General features: G+C 31.1%; 18 protein-coding genes. All 18 read left to right on the forward strand.

All coding sequences use genetic code 11. From position 1 onward, the window contains the following. The 18 genes from ACNFIH_RS15725 (at position 1) to ACNFIH_RS15810 (ending at position 20,252) form a co-directional block, all read left to right on the forward strand. Positions 1 to 1,392 (forward strand): UDP-glucose 6-dehydrogenase, encoded by a 1,392-nt coding sequence (locus ACNFIH_RS15725; protein WP_426483837.1) that lies wholly within the window; start codon positions 1 to 3, stop codon positions 1,390 to 1,392. A gap of 88 nt (positions 1,393 to 1,480) precedes the next feature. Next, positions 1,481 to 1,945 (forward strand): UpxY family transcription antiterminator, encoded by a 465-nt coding sequence (locus ACNFIH_RS15730; protein WP_035650416.1) that lies wholly within the window; start codon positions 1,481 to 1,483, stop codon positions 1,943 to 1,945. A 283-nt stretch (positions 1,946 to 2,228) separates the two neighbouring features. Next, on the forward strand, positions 2,229 to 3,512 hold the full coding sequence (locus tag ACNFIH_RS15735) for a nucleotide sugar dehydrogenase (RefSeq protein ID WP_426483838.1): 1,284 nt from the start codon (positions 2,229 to 2,231) through the stop codon (positions 3,510 to 3,512). A gap of 30 nt (positions 3,513 to 3,542) precedes the next feature. Beyond that, positions 3,543 to 4,550 carry a mannose-1-phosphate guanylyltransferase gene (locus tag ACNFIH_RS15740; protein ID WP_035650412.1) on the forward strand — a complete coding sequence of 336 codons (1,008 nt, stop codon included), beginning with the start codon at positions 3,543 to 3,545 and terminating at the stop codon, positions 4,548 to 4,550. A 12-nt stretch (positions 4,551 to 4,562) separates the two neighbouring features. After that, on the forward strand, positions 4,563 to 5,609 hold the full coding sequence (rfbB, locus tag ACNFIH_RS15745; protein WP_426483839.1) for a dTDP-glucose 4,6-dehydratase: 1,047 nt from the start codon (positions 4,563 to 4,565) through the stop codon (positions 5,607 to 5,609). A 48-nt stretch (positions 5,610 to 5,657) separates the two neighbouring features. After that, positions 5,658 to 8,108: an SLBB domain-containing protein gene (locus ACNFIH_RS15750; protein WP_426483840.1), complete on the forward strand. Its 2,451-nt coding sequence runs from the start codon at positions 5,658 to 5,660 to the stop codon at positions 8,106 to 8,108. 9 nt (positions 8,109 to 8,117) lie between these two features. Next, positions 8,118 to 9,185, forward strand: a complete 1,068-nt coding sequence (locus tag ACNFIH_RS15755; protein WP_035650406.1) for a Wzz/FepE/Etk N-terminal domain-containing protein — start codon at positions 8,118 to 8,120, stop codon at positions 9,183 to 9,185. Positions 9,186 to 9,207: 22 nt separating this feature from the next. After that, positions 9,208 to 10,290 (forward strand): DegT/DnrJ/EryC1/StrS family aminotransferase, encoded by a 1,083-nt coding sequence (locus tag ACNFIH_RS15760; protein WP_426483841.1) that lies wholly within the window; start codon positions 9,208 to 9,210, stop codon positions 10,288 to 10,290. Positions 10,291 to 10,321: 31 nt separating this feature from the next. Then, the gene (locus ACNFIH_RS15765) at positions 10,322 to 10,552 is read left to right on the forward strand and encodes a phosphopantetheine-binding protein (protein WP_035650400.1); all 231 of its coding nucleotides are present in this window, start codon (positions 10,322 to 10,324) and stop codon (positions 10,550 to 10,552) included. Between the two features lie 5 nt (positions 10,553 to 10,557). Further along, positions 10,558 to 11,613: a 3-oxoacyl-ACP synthase III family protein gene (locus ACNFIH_RS15770; RefSeq protein WP_426483842.1), complete on the forward strand. Its 1,056-nt coding sequence runs from the start codon at positions 10,558 to 10,560 to the stop codon at positions 11,611 to 11,613. 1 nt (position 11,614) lies between these two features. Then, the gene (locus ACNFIH_RS15775; RefSeq protein ID WP_426483843.1) at positions 11,615 to 12,352 is read left to right on the forward strand and encodes an SDR family NAD(P)-dependent oxidoreductase; all 738 of its coding nucleotides are present in this window, start codon (positions 11,615 to 11,617) and stop codon (positions 12,350 to 12,352) included. A gap of 5 nt (positions 12,353 to 12,357) precedes the next feature. Next, positions 12,358 to 13,443 carry an aromatic ring-hydroxylating oxygenase subunit alpha gene (locus ACNFIH_RS15780; RefSeq protein WP_426483844.1) on the forward strand — a complete coding sequence of 362 codons (1,086 nt, stop codon included), beginning with the start codon at positions 12,358 to 12,360 and terminating at the stop codon, positions 13,441 to 13,443. Further along, positions 13,433 to 14,446, forward strand: coding sequence for a 3-oxoacyl-ACP synthase III family protein (locus ACNFIH_RS15785; RefSeq protein WP_426483845.1), 1,014 nt, complete (start codon positions 13,433 to 13,435; stop codon positions 14,444 to 14,446). The genes ACNFIH_RS15780 and ACNFIH_RS15785 overlap by 11 nt, the downstream gene beginning before the upstream one ends. Further along, positions 14,443 to 15,078 carry an acetyltransferase gene (locus ACNFIH_RS15790; protein ID WP_426483846.1) on the forward strand — a complete coding sequence of 212 codons (636 nt, stop codon included), beginning with the start codon at positions 14,443 to 14,445 and terminating at the stop codon, positions 15,076 to 15,078. The genes ACNFIH_RS15785 and ACNFIH_RS15790 overlap by 4 nt, the downstream gene beginning before the upstream one ends. A gap of 18 nt (positions 15,079 to 15,096) precedes the next feature. Continuing rightward, complete coding sequence (locus ACNFIH_RS15795) at positions 15,097 to 16,047, forward strand: hypothetical protein (RefSeq protein WP_035650393.1); 951 nt, start codon at positions 15,097 to 15,099, stop codon at positions 16,045 to 16,047. Positions 16,048 to 16,062: 15 nt separating this feature from the next. Continuing rightward, positions 16,063 to 17,592 carry a hypothetical protein gene (locus ACNFIH_RS15800; RefSeq protein WP_035650392.1) on the forward strand — a complete coding sequence of 510 codons (1,530 nt, stop codon included), beginning with the start codon at positions 16,063 to 16,065 and terminating at the stop codon, positions 17,590 to 17,592. A 10-nt stretch (positions 17,593 to 17,602) separates the two neighbouring features. After that, positions 17,603 to 18,862: a glycosyltransferase family 4 protein gene (locus tag ACNFIH_RS15805; RefSeq protein ID WP_426483847.1), complete on the forward strand. Its 1,260-nt coding sequence runs from the start codon at positions 17,603 to 17,605 to the stop codon at positions 18,860 to 18,862. 67 nt (positions 18,863 to 18,929) lie between these two features. Then, entirely contained in the window at positions 18,930 to 20,252 is a 1,323-nt protein-coding gene (locus ACNFIH_RS15810; RefSeq protein ID WP_426483848.1) for an O-antigen polymerase, read from the forward strand. The last annotated feature ends 15 nt before the right edge of the window (positions 20,253 to 20,267 follow it).

Consider the following 20,267-nt stretch of genomic DNA (forward strand, 5'->3'; position numbering starts at 1 on the left):
ATGAAAGTTACAAAAATTTGTTGCATAGGTGCAGGTTATGTTGGAGGTCCAACTATGGCAGTGATTGCTCAAAAATGTCCACATATTCAAGTGACAGTTGTCGATTTGAACGAACAAAGAATCAAAGACTGGAATGATCCAGATACTAATAATATTCCTATTTACGAACCAGGTTTATCTCAAATTGTTGATGAAGCAAGAGGAAGAAATCTTTTCTTTTCGACAGATGTTGAAAAAGCAATTGATGAAGCACAAGTAATTTTTATATCAGTTAATACGCCAACGAAAACATACGGAAAAGGTAAAGGCATGGCAGCTGATTTAAAATACATTGAATTGTGCGCCAGACAAATTGCAAAAGTAGCAAAGGAAAATAAGATAGTTGTAGAAAAATCTACTTTACCAGTAAGAACAGCCGAAGCTATAAAAAGTATTTTAGATAATACAGGAAATGGTGTGCAATTTCAGATTTTGTCTAATCCTGAGTTTTTAGCAGAAGGAACTGCCGTTACAGATTTGTTGAATCCTGATCGAATTTTAATTGGTGGAGATACAACTCCAGAGGGTGAATCGGCAATAAATGCTTTAGTTGATGTTTATGCGAACTGGGTCGATAAAAATAAAATTTTAACAACAAATGTTTGGTCTTCAGAATTATCGAAACTTACGGCAAATGCATTTTTAGCACAAAGAATTTCTTCAATAAACGCAATGTCTGAATTATGCGAAAAGACAGGAGCTGATGTAAGTGAAGTTGCAAAAGCGATTGGAATGGACAGTCGAATTGGGCCAAAGTTTTTAAAAGCTTCAGTCGGATTTGGAGGTTCTTGTTTTCAAAAAGACATTTTGAATTTAGTATACATAGCGAAATCATATGGATTGAATGAGGTGGCTGATTATTGGGAACAGGTTATCATAATGAATGACCATCAAAAAAGAAGATTTTCTAATAAAATTGTTCAGACTTTATATAACACTGTTGCTGATAAGAAAATAACATTTTTAGGTTGGGCCTTTAAAAAAGACACGAATGATACCCGTGAATCAGCTGCAATTTACGTTGCTGACGATTTAATTAATGAGCAGGCAAAAATATCAGTATATGACCCTAAAGTTTCAGGAAGTAAAATGTTAACTGATTTAAATTATTTGCAAACTAGAACAGATGAAGAAAATAATGCTGCGTTAACTGCGTTTGATAATCCTTATGAAGCTTGTTTAGGAGCACATGCTATTTCAATTTTGACTGAATGGGATGAATTTGTCTCTTATGACTGGCAAAAGATTTACGATGCAATGCACAAGCCTGCTTTTATATTTGACGGAAGAAATGTGTTAAATGCAAAAGAGTTAGAGTCAATAGGGTTTATTTATAAAGGAATTGGTTCATAAATGTAAAAGCCAAATATTGAATTAAGATTTAGTATTATAGAATGAATGAAGTATGAATGGAATTTTGTTTCAATATAGTGTTTAATTTATGAATTGGTATGTAGTTTATACAAAGCCCAAATGGGAGAAAAAAGTAGCAGAGAGGCTGACTCAAATAGGTGTAGAATGCTATTGCCCATTAATTACCCAAGTAAAACAATGGTCAGACAGAAAGAAAAAAATTGAAGTTCCTCTTTTTAACTCTTATGTATTTGTTCAACTTTCAGAAATAGATCGAAATTCCGTTTTTAATATTCCAGGTGTTGTTAGGTATTTATTTTGGCTTGGAAAACCTGCAATTGTTCGTGATGAAGAAATTGGTATAATTAAATCGAGTCTTAACGCGACAAATGTAAGTGATGTTTCAGTTTCATCAATTCAAGTGGGAGACCGGATAAAGCTTGAATCAGGAGCTTTTAGTAATCAAGATGCAATTGTTCAGGAAATTTCAAAAACGCATTATATTTTGGTATTAGAATCTTTAGGTTGTGTGCTAAAGGTTAAATACAAATAATTGATAAAATTTAAAAAAAGCAGAGGATAAAATCAATAAAAATTAAGGTTTTGTTTTCTGTTTTTTTTATGGTGTATTTTTTTACAGTCTGACAGATAACTAGTTGAGTTTTTAAAGATTTTCTTATTTTTTGTTTTCTAAGTATTACGGGAAACCGTATTGAATAAATTGATTGAATGTGCTATATTTGCCGTGATTATACTTTTTTAGTAAACCAAGCATATTAATGGGACTTGGAATGGCGAAGCCATGTGTTGTTATGAATAAAGCTAATATTTTTTAAATGAACGAAGACATAAAAATAGCTGTTATAGGTTTAGGTTATGTTGGTCTCCCTTTGGCAAGATTATTTGCTACAAAATATCCAGTTGTAGGTTTTGATATTAATAAATCGAGGGTAGATAACTTAAAATCTGGAATAGATTCTACTCTGGAGGTTGATCAATATGATTTACAAAAAGTATTAGTTGATAAACCTAATTCACAAATTGGACTGTATTGTACAAGTTCTTCAACAGATATTGCTGATTGTAATTATTTTATAATTACTGTCCCAACTCCTGTTGATAGAAATAATCGTCCTGATTTAACTCCCTTATACAAATCAAGTGAAACAGTTGGAAAAATATTAAAAAAAGGAGATATTGTTATTTATGAATCAACTGTTTATCCAGGTGTTACTGAAGAACAATGTGTGCCAGTTTTGGAAAACGTTTCGGGCCTTAAATTAAATATTGATTTTTATGCGGGATATTCTCCTGAAAGAATTAATCCCGGAGACAAGGAGCACACTGTCGAAAAAATTTTAAAAGTAACTTCTGGTTCAACACCGGAAATAGGTTTAAAAGTAGATGCTCTTTATAAATCTGTAATTACTGCGGGTACGCATTTAGCTCCAACAATAAAAGTTGCCGAAGCAGCGAAAGTTATTGAAAACTCTCAAAGAGATATTAATATTGCTTTTGTAAATGAATTAGCCAAAATATTTAATTTAATGAATATTGATACTCAGGAAGTATTAGCGGCGGCAGCTACGAAATGGAATTTCTTACCTTTTAAACCAGGCTTGGTTGGAGGACATTGTATTGGCGTAGATCCCTATTATTTGGCTCAAAGAGCACAGGAGTTTGGATATCATCCCGAAATAATTTTGGCCGGTCGACGTTTAAATGATAGCATGGGTGAATATATTGCTTCGCAAGTAGTAAAATTGATGATAAAAAAAGGTATTTCTGTCAATGGAGCTAATCTTTTAATGTTGGGTATAACGTTTAAAGAGAATTGTCCAGATGTCAGAAATACTAAAATTGTTGATGTTATAAAATCATTGACAGAATATGGAATAGCAGTAACAATATTTGATCCATTAGCAAATATTAAGGAAGTAAAAGAAGAATATGGATTGACTACCATAAATTCAATTCCAAAAGAAAAATTTGATGCAATAGTACTTGGTGTTGCACATGCCGAGTTTTTAAAGTTAAATTTTTCAGAGTTACAGAAAGATAATAGTTTATTATACGATGTAAAAGGAGTATTAGGCACTATCGCTGATAATAGATTATAGACACTTCTTGGATTTTTTTATTTATAGATGATGAGTACAAATAAAACAATTACACATGTAATTTTAACTGGCGGAGTAGGGAGCAGATTGTGGCCTCTTTCTCGTAAAAGCCAGCCAAAACAATATTTAGAGATATTTGAAGGGAAATCTTTATTTGAAATGACAGTAGATCGTAATAGTCATTTAGCAAATAAAGTTATGGTTGTCGGAAATGTTGATAATCATCATTTAAGTGGAAAAGTAATGGATAAATCTAAAACTTTATATACTAATATTGTTGAGGCAACTCCCAGAAATACTGCAGCTGCAATTGCTTTTGCTGCATTTGCGTCTGATCCGGATGACATCTTGATTGTTACACCTTCTGATCACATTATAGATTTAATGGAAAATTATAATAATGCGATAGATGAAGCTATTTTAAAAGCAAATGAAGGATTTATTGTGACTTTCGGCGTCATTCCAACTAAACCTGAAACTGGATATGGTTATATTGAATCAAAAGGAGATAAAGTAATATCATTTCGTGAAAAACCAAACGAAACTACGGCTAAAGAGTTTATAGCAAGAGGCAATTTTTTATGGAATAGTGGGATGTTTTGCTTTAAGGCTGGTGTTCTTCTAGATGAATTAAAACAATTTCAGCCTGATGTTTATGAAAAATCCAAAGAAGTTTGGGAAAAAAGTAAAGATGGGTTTTTAGATTTAAATCTATCTCTAGAGATTCCATCAATCAGTATTGATTATGCTGTAATGGAACGTAGTAAAAAAATAAAAGTAGTACCAGCATCATTCTCTTGGTCTGACTTAGGGTCTTTTGAGTCGGTTTATGATTATCTGATATCCAAAGGTCATCCAACTGATAAAAACGGAAATATGGTAATTGGATGTAATCTGCATACAACTTTTCTTGGATTAAAAAATACTATTTTCGTACATACAGATTCTGCTAATTTGATTTTGCAGAAAGAAAACTCGCAAGATGTAAAAGATATTTACAGCGAATTAGAAAAACTAAACTCTGAATTACTAAACTAAATTAAAATTAAAATGAAAAAAATTCTTATCACTGGCGGCGCTGGTTTTATTGGGTCACATGTAGTGAGACGTTTTGTGAATAAATATCCAGAATATCAAATTTTTAATTTAGATGCATTAACTTATGCTGGAAATCTAGAAAATATTAAAGACATCGAAAATCAACCTAATTACACTTTTGTAAAGGGAGATATTGTAGATGAAAATTTTATAAATGAACTTTTTTCTTCACATAATTTTGATGGAGTTTTACATTTAGCTGCAGAATCTCACGTAGACCGTTCAATTGAAGATCCATTGGCATTCGTTAAAACAAATGTTATTGGAACAATGAATTTGTTGAACGCTGCTAAAAATCAATGGAAAAATAATTTTGAAGGCAAAAGATTTTACCACATTAGTACAGATGAAGTTTATGGTTCGTTAGGGGCGGAAGGCTTGTTTACAGAAACGACACCTTATGATCCTAATTCGCCTTATTCCGCTTCAAAAGCAAGTTCTGATCATTTCGTTAGAGCTTATGGCGAAACTTATGGTTTGCCTTATGTTTTGACAAATTGTTCAAATAATTATGGATCTTATCATTTTCCTGAAAAATTAATTCCCCTATTTATAAATAACATTATAAATAATAAAGCCTTGCCGGTTTATGGAGATGGAAATTATACTCGTGATTGGCTTTTTGTTGAAGATCACGCCATTGCAATAGACCTAGTTTTCCATGAAGGTAAAAATCATGATACATACAATATTGGAGGGTTTAATGAATGGAAAAATATTGATTTGGTTAAATTATTATGCCAAATTATGGATGGTAAACTGGAAAGAGAAAAAGGAACATCTGAAAAACTAATTACTTATGTAAAAGATAGACCTGGTCATGATTTACGTTATGCAATTGATGCGTCAAAAATCAATAAGGAATTAGGGTGGAAACCGTCTGTTACTTTTGAGGAAGGATTAGAAAAGACTATTAATTGGTATTTAAATAATGAGGAGTGGCTGAAAAATGTTACATCAGGTTCATATAAGGATTATTATAAAAAACAATATTCATAAATCTAAAAATTTATTTTAACGATATATAAAAGTTAAAACTATAGCCGAATGAAAAAGATAACTTACGTTCTTACATTATTTTTTATTTTATTAATGTCTTTCAATGGACATGCTCAGGATTTACTTAAGTCTAAGGATTTGAGTACCATAAAAGTTGATTATTTGTCAGATGATGACTTGTCAAAAATTAGCGCTCAGTTAAAAAGCAACAATGCAACACTTGATCAGGTTGAACCAATGGCTTTGTCTAAAGGTATGACTCAAACAGAGTTTAATAAATTAAGGATCAAGCTTACAGAATATGAAAAAAAGAATGCTAAAGATTCTGATAAAAATAAAAATACTGACAATGAAAATAAGTTAAAGAAAAATGATAAAGATTCAGAGTTTGGTAGAAAACAAGAAAAAATCAAAAACGATAAAGTAAAGGATTCATTAAATGCGTTAATTTTTGGTTCTGAATTATTCGATAATCCGACATTGAATTTTGAACCAGATTTAAAATTAGCAACTCCAATGAATTATGTTTTAGGGCCTGGTGATGAATTGCAGGTAAGCGTGTATGGAGTTCAAGAGTACAGCGCAAGTATTCCGGTAAGTGTAGAAGGAAAAGTAACGATTGATTATGTCGGACAGATTTCTGTTTCAGGGATGTCAATTGAAGCGGCAACTCAAAAAATAAAAGCTGCAATAGCGAGAGTTTACAGTACCGTTAGATCAGGTCAGTCACAAGTTAGCATTAGTTTAAGTCAAATTCGTACTATCAAAGTAACAATCGTGGGCGGAAAACAACCTGGAAATTATTCAATATCATCATTGGCTACAGTTTATAACGCATTGCACTTAGCTGGAGGACCAGGGAAAAACGGAAGTTACAGAAACATTGAATTAATTAGAAACAACAAAGTTTATAGAAATATAGATATTTATAGATTTTTAGTAAAAGGTGACCAGTCAGATAATGTGAGTTTAAAAGACAATGACGTTATCAGAATTCCAGCTTACAGCCAAAGAGTTGTTGTAGAGGGTGAAGTAAAAAGACCAGGAATTTTCGAAATGAAAAAGGGCGAAAAATTCTCCGATTTGTTAAATTTTGCATCTGGCTTTAATGAATTTGCGTACACAGCTTCTGTAAATGTTTTGCAGAAAACGGGAAAAGAGTTTAAGGTGCACGACATTAATGAAAGTGATTATAATACTTATGTACCACAATCTGGAGATGTTTTTAAAGTAACTAAAATTTTAAATCGCTTCGAAAATCGTATCAAAATTGAAGGTGCGGTATTTAGACCAGACTATTATTCATTTAATGAGGGAATGAGAATTTCTGATCTTATTACTAGAGCAGAAGGACTTAAAGAAGATGCATATTCGAAAAGAGCACGAATTATTCGTTTAAAAACTGATTTAACTACCGAAATTGTAAATGTAGATTTAGCAAGTGCATTATCAGGGGACTTAAATGCTGATATTGAACTGAAAAGAGAAGATATCGTTACAGTATATTCAATATTAGATTTTAGGGAAGAATATAAAGTAACAATTGATGGAGAAGTTAAAAACCCTGGAGAATATGAATATTTTGAAAATCTAACATTAAATGATTTAGTTGTTCAAGTTGGAGGATTAACGGGTTCTGCATCAAAACGAGTAGAAATTGCAAGAATGGTAAAGTCTGATGTAATAGACGACGCTGATCCTAAACGTGTTGAGTTAATTGAACTTGAGATTACCGCCGATAACAATGAACAGGTGAAAAATTTTATTTTAAAACCATTTGATGTTATTAATATTCGAAAAATGGCAGTTTACGAAAAACCACAGATGGTTACAGTAAGCGGTGCAGTTGGATATCCAGGAAAATATGTTTTAGCTAATAAAAAAGAAACTGTTTATAATGTGGTAATGAGAGCTGGCGGATTGACTTCGATAGCAAATTTAGATGGAATGAAAATCAAAAGACCAATCAAGCAAGAGCAAATTGAAAAGATTGAAAGTGTTGATTTGAATTTATCCAAAAATGATACTCTAAAAGAAAAACTTACCAAAAAATTAAAAGAAGATTTAAAATATGCTACTATTCCAGTTAATTGGGAGAAAATAGTAAAAGATAAAAATCACTATTCAAATGTTACATTGTTTCCAGGTGATGAAATCGAGGTTGCGGTTTATAATGAAGGAGTTAAAGTTACGGGTAATGTACTTTTAACTTCCGAAATTCCATACCGTAGCGGAAAAGGATTTAAATATTACATAAATGCTGTTGGTGGAGTTGATAATAAAGGATGGAAGAAAAAAGCATATATCATTTATCCAAATGGAAAAGCGTCAGTAACACAATCTTTCTTGTTCTTTAGATCATATCCAAAGGTTGAACCTGATTCCCAAATTGTGGTTCCGGAAAAGCCTGAAGGAAAGAAAATGAGTACAGGAGAATGGGTAAGTATTGGTAGTGTACTGACTAGTTTAGCTTTATTAATTGTCACAGCTTTTAAATAGTATTATTTAATGGAAAAAGAATTAGGGGTTAATGAGGAGATTCCATTAAAGGAGTTGATTCAAAAAATAAAAGATTGGAGTAATTATTTACTTTCTAAATGGAAGCTCATTGTTTTAGCTGGGATAATCGGTGGAGCATTGGGGATAACTTATTCTTTAATGCAAAAACCGGTTTATACTGCAACATTAACATTTGCATTAGAAGATGAAAAACAAGGTGGCGGTTTAGGTGGAGCTCTTGGATTAGCAAGTTCGCTTGGTATTGATGTTGGCGGCGGTGGAGGTAGTATGTTTTCTAGTTCTAATTTAGCGGAACTATTTAAGTCTCGAACAATGGTAGAAAAAACATTATTGACTCCAGTTACAGTCAATAATAAAAAAATATCCTTAGCAGAAATGTACATTCAAAATAAGGAATGGCGAGAAAAATGGAACGATAATCCGAAATTTAAAAACATACAATTTTTACCTGGGAGTAATCGAAATTATTTCACAAGAATACATGATAGTATTTTTGGTGTAATCTATGAGAATTTATCTATGAATTCTTTGCATGTTGCTCAAAAGGATAAAAAAATATCCATTATTACAATGGATGTGACATCAGATAATGAGTTGTTTTCTCTTTACTTCTGTGAAGCCCTTGCTAGACAAGTTGGTAAATTTTACGTGGAGACTAAGAGCAAAAAGGCACGCATGAACATGAAAATTTTAGAACGTCAGGTTGATTCTGTGCGTGCTGAATTAAATGGTGCAATTACTGGAGTAGCAGTTGCAAATGACAATACATTTAACCTGAATCCAGCTCTTAATGTTCGTAGAGCGCCTTCTGTACGAAGACAAGTAGACGTTCAGGCAAATACCGCTATTTTAACAGAGCTTGTGAAACAGTCAGAATTAGCGAAAGTGACTTTACGAAAAGAAACTCCATTGATTCAAATTATTGATAGACCAATCTTGCCTTTACATAAAGAACGTTTTGGAAAAGCCAAAGGATTGGTTTTTGGCGGATTTTTATTTGGCTTTTTTGCTCTTATTTGGGTTATAGTACGAAAAATAATTAGCGAATTGCTTTAGACTTAATTTAAAAATTAAAGATATGATACCAGTTACCAAACCCTTTTTACCGCCACAAGATAAGTACTTGGCTTTAATTGATGGAATTTGGAAAAGACAATGGCTAACTAACATGGGACCTTTGGCCAGTGAATTAGAAATGAATCTTAAAGAATATCTAAACATAAAGCATTTATTATATGTAACTAACGGAACTGTTGCCTTGCAAATGGCTTTAAAAGGTTTAAATATTACCGGTGAAGTAATAACAACTCCTTTTTCTTTTGTTGCTACAACTTCAAGTATTGTTTGGGAAGGTTGTACACCAGTTTTTGTAGATATTGATCCTAAGTCACTAAATATAGATGCTTCTAAAATTGAAGAAGCTATTACTGATAAAACACAAGCTATATTGGCTACTCATGTATATGGTAATCCATGTGATGTAGAAGCGATAGAAAAAATTGCAATCAAACATAATTTGAAAGTAATATATGATGGAGCTCATGCATTTGGAGTCGTTGTAAATGGCAAATCTATTTTTGAATATGGAGATGTATCAACTTGTTCTTTACATGCTACAAAACTTTATCATTCTACTGAAGGAGGATTGCTAATTACTAAAGATGGTGACTTATTGAAGAAACTGGCCTATATCCGCAATTTTGGGATTTCAGGATTTGATAGCTTTGCTGAACTGGGTATAAATGGTAAAAACTCAGAATTTCACGCAGCAATGGGATTATTAAATTTAAACTACATCAGTGAAATAAGTTCTCAAAGAAAAAAACTTTCAGAGCGATATAATCTTAAATTAAAATCTTTGAAAGCATTCCGTCCTAGTTGGCATGCGGGTTCAAGTGAAAACTATTCCTATTATTCTTTAGTTTTTGAAAGCGAAGAGTTATTATTAAAAGTAAAAAGTACTCTAGACGGAAACGAAATTTTTACACGTCGTTATTTTTATCCTTCTTTGGCTAATTCTTTGCCATATTTGAAAGCCCAAGATTTAAAAATTACAAATTCAATTGCTAATCGTGTACTATGTTTACCATTGTATCATGATTTAACTGTTGAGGAAGTTGATTTGATTTGTAGATTAATATTAAGAACACAGAATAATTAAAAAAATAATAATAATTAAAAATATATATTTTATGGATATTTCAATTTTTTTACAAAATTTCATTGATATTCTTGATGATACTGACCCAGCTTTAATTCAACCAGAAACAATTTTTAGAGATTTGGACGAATGGAATTCATTAACAGCTTTGTCACTTATTGCTATGGCTGATGAGGAATATTCAGTTAAATTGACGGGAGATGATATTAAATCTTCAAATTCTATAAATGATATCTTCGAGACAATAAAAAATAAAGGATAAATAAAATGGCAGCTTTTTCACTAGACAATGTTGCAATAAAAGGTATTTCTTGTTGTGTTCCAAAAAATAAGGAATACAACATTGATTTGAATATTTCAACAAAGGAAGATATACAAAAGTTTATTGAGGTAACTGGCGTTGAGGAACGGCGAATTGCATCAAAGGATATTTGCACATCTGATTTGTGCTGTGAAGCTGCTGAAAAATTAATCAAAGACTTGAATTGGCAAAAAGATGAAATTGAAATATTAGTTTTCGTTTCTCAAACAGCCGATTACATTTTGCCTATTTCGGCTGCAATTCTTCAGGATCGATTAGGGTTGTCTACAAACTGTCTTGCGTTTGACGTTCCGTTAGGATGTTCCGGCTATGTATATGGTATATCAATAATAGCTGGAATGATGAAAGCTTCAGGTATAAACAAAGGGCTTTTATTGGCGGGAGATACAATAAGCAAAATCGTTTCAGATACAGACAAAAGCACCTTACCACTTTTTGGAGATGCTGGAAGTGCAACTGCACTTGAATTAGACAAAAACGCTGGAAAGTTATTTTTTGATCTAGGAACTGATGGTGCTGGCTACAAAGCTATAATTGTTCCAGATGGCGGTTCGAGAAAAAGAATTAATGCCGATTCGTTAGTAAAAAATGAAATTGAAGAAGGAATAAGTCGAACCTCATGCGATTTAGTTCTGGATGGTATGGATGTTTTTAGTTTTGGAATATCACAAGCACCCAAAACAGTAAACAAACTAATCGAAAAATTTGAGATCGATAAGGAAAAAGTGGATTATTTTATTTTTCATCAGGCTAATATGATGATGAATAAAATGATTGCAAAAAAGTTAAAATTATCTGTCGATAAAGTGCCATATTCATTAAAACATTTCGGAAATACTTCTTCAGCGACCATACCTCTGACAATAGTGTCTGAACTGAAAGATAAAATTCTAAACCAGTCCTCGAATTTATTAATGTGTGGATTTGGTGTAGGATTGTCTTGGGGAACTGTATTAATTGAGGAGTGTAAAATAGAATCCCTAGCTTTAATCGAACTATAAAATGATTACACTAAAAGATAAAAATATATTAGTTACAGGTGCATCGTCCGGAATTGGAAGAGCAATCGCAATTATGGCTTCAGAATTAGGAGCAACTGTTACAATTGTAGGGAGAAACACCGATAAACTAAAAGAAACAATTTCATTATTAACAGGAAAAGGGCATACTATGCATACTGTTGATCTTTCGGTTTCTGAAGATATTGATCAGTTAATTTCACAGAGTATTGCTTATGATGGAGTTGTTTTTAATGCGGGAATCGTAGAATATATGCCTGTTAAGTTTTTGAACGACAATAAAATCGACACTACTTTTTCTGTGAACTTTGACAGTAGTGTAATTTTAAGCCAAAAATTAATTAAAAAGAAACTGTTGAATAAAAAAGGATCTTTGGTTTTTATATCATCGATTTCTTCAAAATTAGGTGTTGCCGGAACAGCCATGTATGCTTCTTCAAAAGCGGCATTAACTGCCTTCTCAAAAGTACTTGCTTCAGAATTGGCTTCGCAAGGAATAAGGTCCAACAGCATTTGTCCCGGAATTGTAAAAACAGCAATGACAGAGCAAGCAAATGATGTTGTCTCTGAAGAAGAACTTCAAAAAGCAGAATCTGAATATCCTTTAGGATATGGAGAAACTACAGATGTTGCCGGATTGGTGATGTATCTTTTAAGCGACGTGAGTAAATGGATGACCGGATCTGATTTGACAATTGATGGAGGATTCACATTAAAATAAAAATTATGAATTCAAACATACCTGCTTTTCATTATTACGATAATGATGTTTTTTTGCAAGAAAGTCAAGTGCTTTTTAAAAAAGTATGGCATTTTGTAGGTTTTAAAAGTGATTTTTTAAATGACAATGATTTTATTACCTTAAAAATTGGAGGTACTCCCATCGTTGTTCAAAATGTACGAGGCACTGTAAAATCATTTCTAAATGTTTGTTCTCATAGATTTTCTATACTTCAACAAGAAAAATCAGGTAACAGACCTCTACTGTGTCCTTATCATGGATGGGCATATGATAAAGAAGGAATTCCAAGCGGAATTCCTAAAAAACCTTTGTTCAAAAAGTTTACTAAAGAAGAACTCTGCGAAATGAAATTAAAGGAGTTCAAAGTTTCATTTTGTGGTAACTTATGTTTTGTTTCATTAGATGAAAATGTTGAATCTTTAGAAGACTTTATAGGTGTTTTTTATAAAGAATTAGAATCTATGTCGCTGACTTTAGGAACTAAGATTGATTCGAATTCTATGGAAATAAAGGCAAACTGGAAAGTAATTGTTGAAAACACACTGGAAAGTTATCATGTTGGCTTAGTTCATGCCGAGACTCTTGCAAAATTAGAACCTTCTGGATTAGATTTTAGTTTCGACAAAAAAAATTCAAGCTGGACCAGTGAACTTAATATCGTAAAAGATAAAGGAGGCTATAAGAAAATCAATTCTTTTTATTCACCCAGAGACTATGAAATAGATGGATATAAACACATACTAATTTTTCCAAATCTGTTGATTTCTAGTACACATGGAGTTTCATTTAATTACTCATTAATAGAACCTCTTGATGCCAACAATACAAGATTTACTAGTTATGTGTTTACTGCTCTTTCAGAATCTGAGACAAAATCGATAGTTATTAAAGCATTTGAGGAGTCTTTAATAGCTTTTAATAGACAGGTTTTTGATGAAGATAAAACAGTCTGCCAGTTTGTTCAGGAAGGTGTGAGGCACACTAATTTATCTGGAAAACTATCTGATGAAGAAGAAAGAGTACATCATTTTCAAAATTCATATTTAAAATTTCTGAAAAATGAAAGCTAATATAAAAGCCATATCGTATTATTTGCCTGAATCAATTCTTTCTAATGAATTGATAAATCAGGAATTTCCGGAATGGGAAATTGAAAAAATCAGCTCAAAAACTGGAATTAACTCTAGACATATCAGCGCTGATGATGAGTTTTCATCTGATATGGCGGTAAAAGCGGCCAATCGGTTATTTGAAGAACATAATATTGATAAATCAACCATAGATTTTTTATTGTTTTGTACACAAAGTCCAGATTATTTTTTGCCAACATCTGCTTGTATTATTCAGGAGCGATTAGGTTTAAATACATCCATAGGGGCTCTTGATTTTAATTTAGGCTGTTCTGGTTTTGTTTATGGTTTGAGTTTGGCCAAAGGATTAATTTCGGGTGGAATGGCAAAAAACGTTTTACTCATTACAGCCGAAACTTATTCAAAGTTTATTCATCCAAAAGATAAAAGCAACAAAACAATTTTTGGCGACGCGGGAGCTGCAACTTTAATTACAAGTGAAAAAGGATTTTGTGAACTTGATAATTTTGTTTTTGGGACTGACGGTAAAGGAGCTGAAAATTTGATTGTAAAACAAGGTGGTTTGCGTTATCCGGTTTCAAATGAAAATGAAGATATATCAGACGAATTTGGAAATGTTCGAAATGATAAAAATTTGTACATGAATGGTACTGAAATTTTTAATTTTACTGGAGAATTTGTCCCGCAACTGACTAATTCTATCTTAGAAAAATCGAATCTTTCAAAAGAAGATGTGGATTTGTTTATTTTTCATCAAGCGAATAAATATATGTTAAACCACTTGAGAAAAAAAATAAAAATATCTGAAGAAAAGTTTTTTATAGCTATGGAAGATTGCGGAAATACGGTTTCCTCTACAATTCCAATAGCGCTTTATGAAGCGCAGAAACAAGAAAAACTTACAGCCGTTAGTAATGTAATATTAGCTGGTTTTGGCGTGGGCTATTCTTGGGCAGCATGTAACCTAATATTTAATCAATGAAGAATTTAATTATTATAGGGGCTAGAGGTTATGGACGTGAAGTATGTGGTCTTGCCAAACAATGTTCAGGGTATAATTCGGAATATACTATAAAAGGTTTTTTGGATGATAAATCTGATGCCCTTGAGGGTTTTGAAAATTATCCATCTATTATTTCTTCCGTAGAAAATTATGAAATTGAGGAAAATGATGTATTTATTTGTGCACTGGGAAGTGTTCAATGGAAAAAACATTATGTAGAGATTATATTATCAAAAGGAGGGAAGTTTATTAATTTGATTCATCCTTCAGTAATTTTTACTTCAAATGTAAAATTAGGAACAGGTATAATCATTTTTATGTATTCAAATATTAGTAATGATTGTGTACTAGACGATTTTGTCACAATTCAGGGATTTGTCGCAATAGGACATGATTCAAAAATTGGAAAATGGTCGCATATTAATGCATTTAGTTTTACCGGAGGATATGTCGTTTTAGAAGAGGAAGTATGTTTGAATACCAGAGCAACTGTTTTGCCTAATCTTATTGTTCGTAAAAAAGCAACAGTAGGCAGCTGTAGTTTGGTCGTGAAAAATGTAAAAGAAGAGACTGTTGTCTTCGGTGTTCCGGCAATGAAATTAAAATTTTAAATTTTGCAAAAATTATAAATGAATAAGCTTTACGCGCCTCTATTAATTCCTACTTTAAATAGATTTGATCATTTTTCCAGTTGCGTTAATTCGCTTTTACAATGTGAATTAAGTTCAGAAACAGATTTGTACATCGCTTTAGATTATCCTTTAAAAGAGCAGCATTATGATGGTTACAACAAGATAAAAGGATTTATTGAGAAAATAGACGGTTTCAAATCAGTTAATGTTCTACAAAGAGAACATAATTATGGTGCTCATCAGAATATTCATGAAGCCATTGATTTTTTGTTTCAAAAATATGAGACATTAATTTTAACAGAGGACGACAATGTTTTCTCGACTGATTTTTTACTATTTATGAATAAATCTTTTGAGACTTATAAAGATAGTTTAGATGTTTTTTCTGTTTGTGGATACAATTATCCGGTTGAAATACCAAAATCGTATGAAAACGAAGTTTATCTTTGGACAGGTTATTCAGCATGGGGTGTCGGCTTTTGGCGTTCTAAATTTGTTAACGTGAATTGGACAGAAGAAACTGTACATTCTGATGTAAAGACTTTTTTGCATGATTATAGAAAGGTAGTTCAATTGGATAAAATTGCAAACAACTACGTTCCTGCTTTGTTGCATATGCATAATATTCAAAAAATACATGGAGATACATATATCTGTATGTATCAGTTTTTAAATAAAATGGTTTCTGTATTCCCAGTAATTAGTCGTGTCCGAAATATGGGACATGATGGTAGTGGAATTAATTGCGGAACAATGGAAGATGATTTTTTTTCAGTCCAGGAAATTTACACAGGTACACATACATATAAAATCCCAAAATTAAATAGTACAAATAGTATAATAAATAAGATACTTTATAATCATTTTAAAACAGACTGGAATTCTAAAATGAAATTGATCATAAAACTGATTTTATTTAGATTGGGATTTACGAATAATAAGCAATAATTTTTAACAAAATCTGTGGAAGCAAATAAAATTATTGCTAGGAATAGCGTTGTGTTGTATGTAAAGTTGATATTAGTTTCTGTTTTGGGGCTATTTGCCTCCAGATTCGTGATTCAGGGGCTAGGAGCATCAGATTTTGGACTTTATAATGTTGTAGGAAGTGTCGTCTTTATGATGGCTTTTTTGAACAATATTATGGTAACTACTACATATCGTTTTATTGCCTTTGAATTAGGTAAAGGCGAATTAGAATCAGTAAACAAGGTTTTCAATGTAAGTTTGGTTATTCATACTATTTTAGCAATTTTAATTTTATTTTTTGCTGAAACAATTGGTACTTATTACATAAATAATTATTTGAAAGTAGCACCAGGTAAGCTAGATGATGCTTTGTTTGTTTTTCGTTTTTCGGTATTAAGTACTATCGTTTCAATTTTAAGCATACCGTATCAAGGTTTAATTATAGCTAAGGAAAAATTTGTCGCGAGTTCTATTATTGAGGTTTGTCGCAGTATTTTGGCTTTGGGAGTTGTTTTATTAATTTTATTTTATTCAGGCAACAGACTACGTCTTTATTCTTTTTTAATTTCGATAGTAAGCATAATTCCTTCTGTTTTATTTTTCATATACGCTAAAAGAAAATTTATTAAAGAAACGGTTTGGAATTTTCAAAGAGGAAGGAGCAAATATAAAGAAATGTCTCTTTTTTCTGGGTGGGTAATGTTTGGCGCTTTGGCTAGTGCAGCTGAAATACAAGGATCTGTAATTATAATAAATATTTTCTTTGGAACAATAATCAACGCTAGTTTTGGAATTGCAAATCAAGTAAATAATATTGTCAAAATGTTTGCACAAAGTGTAAACCAATCATTTATTCCCCAAATAACAAAAAGTATTAGTAGTGGGGATGAAAAAAGATCCTTGGATTTAGTTGTTTTTACTTCTAAATATTCTTATTTTTTAATTTTGTTGCCTTCATTGCCAATTTTATTAGAGACCGATTTTATTTTAAAATTATGGCTAAAGGATGTTCCTGCTTATACTGCTGTGTTAATTCAATTATTCATTCTTACGGTAATGGTACGAACAATGAATGCCGGAATTCCAGCATTAGTTCAAGCAACAGGTAAAATTAAATTTTTCCAATTAATTTCAGGATTATCAGCAATATTGGGTTTACCAATTTCTTATTTTTATTTAAAATCTGGGTCACCGCCTTATATTTTGGCTCTTATTTACTTAGTAATAGCAATTTTAGACTTGTTTGCAATTCAACTTTTATTTAAAAAAATCTTACATTTCGATGTTTTGCTTTTCTTTAAAAAGTTATATCTCAAAATTATTTTAGTTTCTCTATTCGTTCTTCCATTATTCTTTGTTCAATTTATCTTTGCGCCAAGTTTTTTAAGATTTATAATTCTATGTTTTACGTCCGTAGTTTTTATATTAATTGGTGTTTATTTTTTTGGGATGGACAAAATTGAAAAGATGTTTGTGAAAAATTATCTGAAAAAGGTTTTGAAAATTTCGACTACAACTAATTAGAATATTGTTTATGAAAGTATTATGGATTGTAAATACAATTTTTCCTGGCCCGAGTGAAGTTTTGGGATTGAAGGCCCCTGTATTTGGAGGATGGATGTATGGATTAGCTAATCAGGTAGGCAATGTTCCCGGTATTGAATTAAGTATAGCTACAATTTATGGTGGAAATGATTTGAAGAAAATATCAATTGATGAAATCCATTACTATTTATTACCAAGTAAATCTCATATAAAATATGATAAAAACCTTGAATCTGTATGGTTACAAGTTTGTACTCAAGCTGAACCAGATGTAGTACATATACATGGAACAGAATTTACTCATGGATTAGCTTGTATGCGAATTTTACCAGATTTAAAATATATTGTTTCTATTCAGGGATTAGTTGGTATTTATTCTCGATATTATTATGCCGGCCTTTCTTTTACTGAAATATTTAAAAATATTTCGTTTAGAGATATTGTTAGGTTTGATACGATTTTTCAGCAAAAAAATAAATTTAGTAAACGAGGGAAACTCGAACAAGATTATCTCCTAAATACAAATCATGTTATTGGTAGAACAAATTGGGATTATGTTCACACAAAAACGATTTCTAAGAATGTTGATTATCATTTTTGTAACGAATCATTACGAAACGCTTTTTATGGAGCAGAAAAATGGTCTTTAAATACTTGTACACCATATAGTTTGTTTTTGAGTCAGGCTGGATATCCTATAAAGGGTTTGCATCAGGTGATTAAAGCATTAGCTATTTTAAAAGCTGACTTCCCTAATTTAAGAATTAGAGTTGGAGGAGGTAACATTACTGAATATCATAGTTTTAAAGATAAAATTAAGTTATCAGGCTACGGAAGATATATTCGTAAATTGTTAAAAACAAATAAATTAGAAGAGAGTGTTGTTTTTTTAGGGAATTTGTCAGAACAACAAATGGTATTGGAATATCAGAAGGCTCATATTTTTATTTGCCCATCTAGTATTGAAAATAGTCCAAATTCATTGGGAGAAGCACAGCTTTTAGGTACTCCAGTTATAGCTTCATATGTTGGTGGTGTACCAGATATGGTTGAAGAAAACGAAACAGGAATCCTTTATCGTTTTGAAGAAGTAGAGATGTTAGCGAACAATATTCGTAATATTTTCAATGATGGAAGTCTTGCTCAAAAATTATCAATTAAAGGAATTGAAGCTTCAAGCTTCAGACATGACAGGGAAATAAATCTTAAAAGAACAATTGAAATTTATAAAAATATTGCATTGCAATAAAAAGAGATAATCTTTAGTTTAATCAGCCCTTTTAAAAAGTAAGTATTGAAGAGAAAATAAAAATTTGATGATAATAATATTAATATTTGTATTGCTTATTTTTCTTGCCAAAGTGCTTATTAGAGATCGATTTTCTTTAATGTTTTTGCAGCTATATCTGATTTGGTGGGGAATTTTGTTATTCATCTCGACTTTTAACCCATACAAACTTTTTCCTGTAAGTAACTATATTTACGGTTTATTAATATTAAGCGTATTTTGTTTTAGTTTCGGGTTTATTACAAGCAGATACATTGGAACTGTTAACGTAAAACAAACGAATGTTTTAAGTGAAGATTTATTACTTGATTTTTTTTTGAAATTATCAAAAAGCAAAATCTATTTATCTTTATTGATCGTTTTTTCACTATTCGTTTCGCGATATTTGTTAAAGTATCAAAGCATGATACTATTGCATGGCACGGAAGAAGCTAGAACTATGCGATTTTATGTTGGTGAAGTTTTTTCTTCGACTGCAGAAATTTACTTTTATAATTATTTTGTTGAAACTTTTTCAATTTTTGTAACTATATACATTGCGTTTTGTTTTGTATTGATGCAATTTAAAAAAGCATTTTATCTTTCAGCAGTTTTTTTATATCTGTATAGTTCTTTTGGAGCAGGCCGTGGTATCATTATTGAATTGGGATTTTATGTTATTTTCTTGTATATCGCTAAGGGAATAATTATTAACAAAAGTGATATTTCTTTGGAGAAGTTAAAAATAATGAAAAGGAGAAAAATAAAATCCTTATTAATTATTTTGCCTCTTCTGTTTGCATTGTATTTGTTTTCTATCTATTTATCAAATTTTAGAAATGGACTTTTTGAGCTAACAGTTGAAAATTTCATTAAGGGAAATGATGATTTTTTTAGCCAAATTATAATATACTGTGTTGGCTCCTTTAGAGCCTTAGAATATGGCATAAATAATTTTTCTTTTGAAATAGGTTATACATATGGTAGTTTAAGTTTTGGGGCTATCGATGAAGTAATTTGCTTGGTGTGTAATTTAATTGGAATAAAATTAGAAGCAAGTAATTTTATTTATGGTTTACAAACTAGTTCGGAAATCACGATAGGATATGATCAGAATTTCAACGCATTGTTTACAAATATTTTTGTACAATATCTTGATTTTGGAATCTTAGGAATCATATTTTTTTCTTTTTTCTGGGGTTTCGTATTTAATAAATCAATTGTTTTATTTCATAAAACGCAATCTATTTTTTCTCTTGCATTAGTTTCATTTTTATTTGTTACTGCAATAGTTTCTCCACTTATTTGGAAATTACAATCAGTAAGTTCTTTTATGTTTTTAATCTTTTTGTATCTGTTCAGAAAAAAATAGGATTTTTATTATTCG

The organism is Flavobacterium sp. 2 (genome assembly GCF_049949195.1).
In the GTDB taxonomy this organism is placed as follows: domain Bacteria; phylum Bacteroidota; class Bacteroidia; order Flavobacteriales; family Flavobacteriaceae; genus Flavobacterium.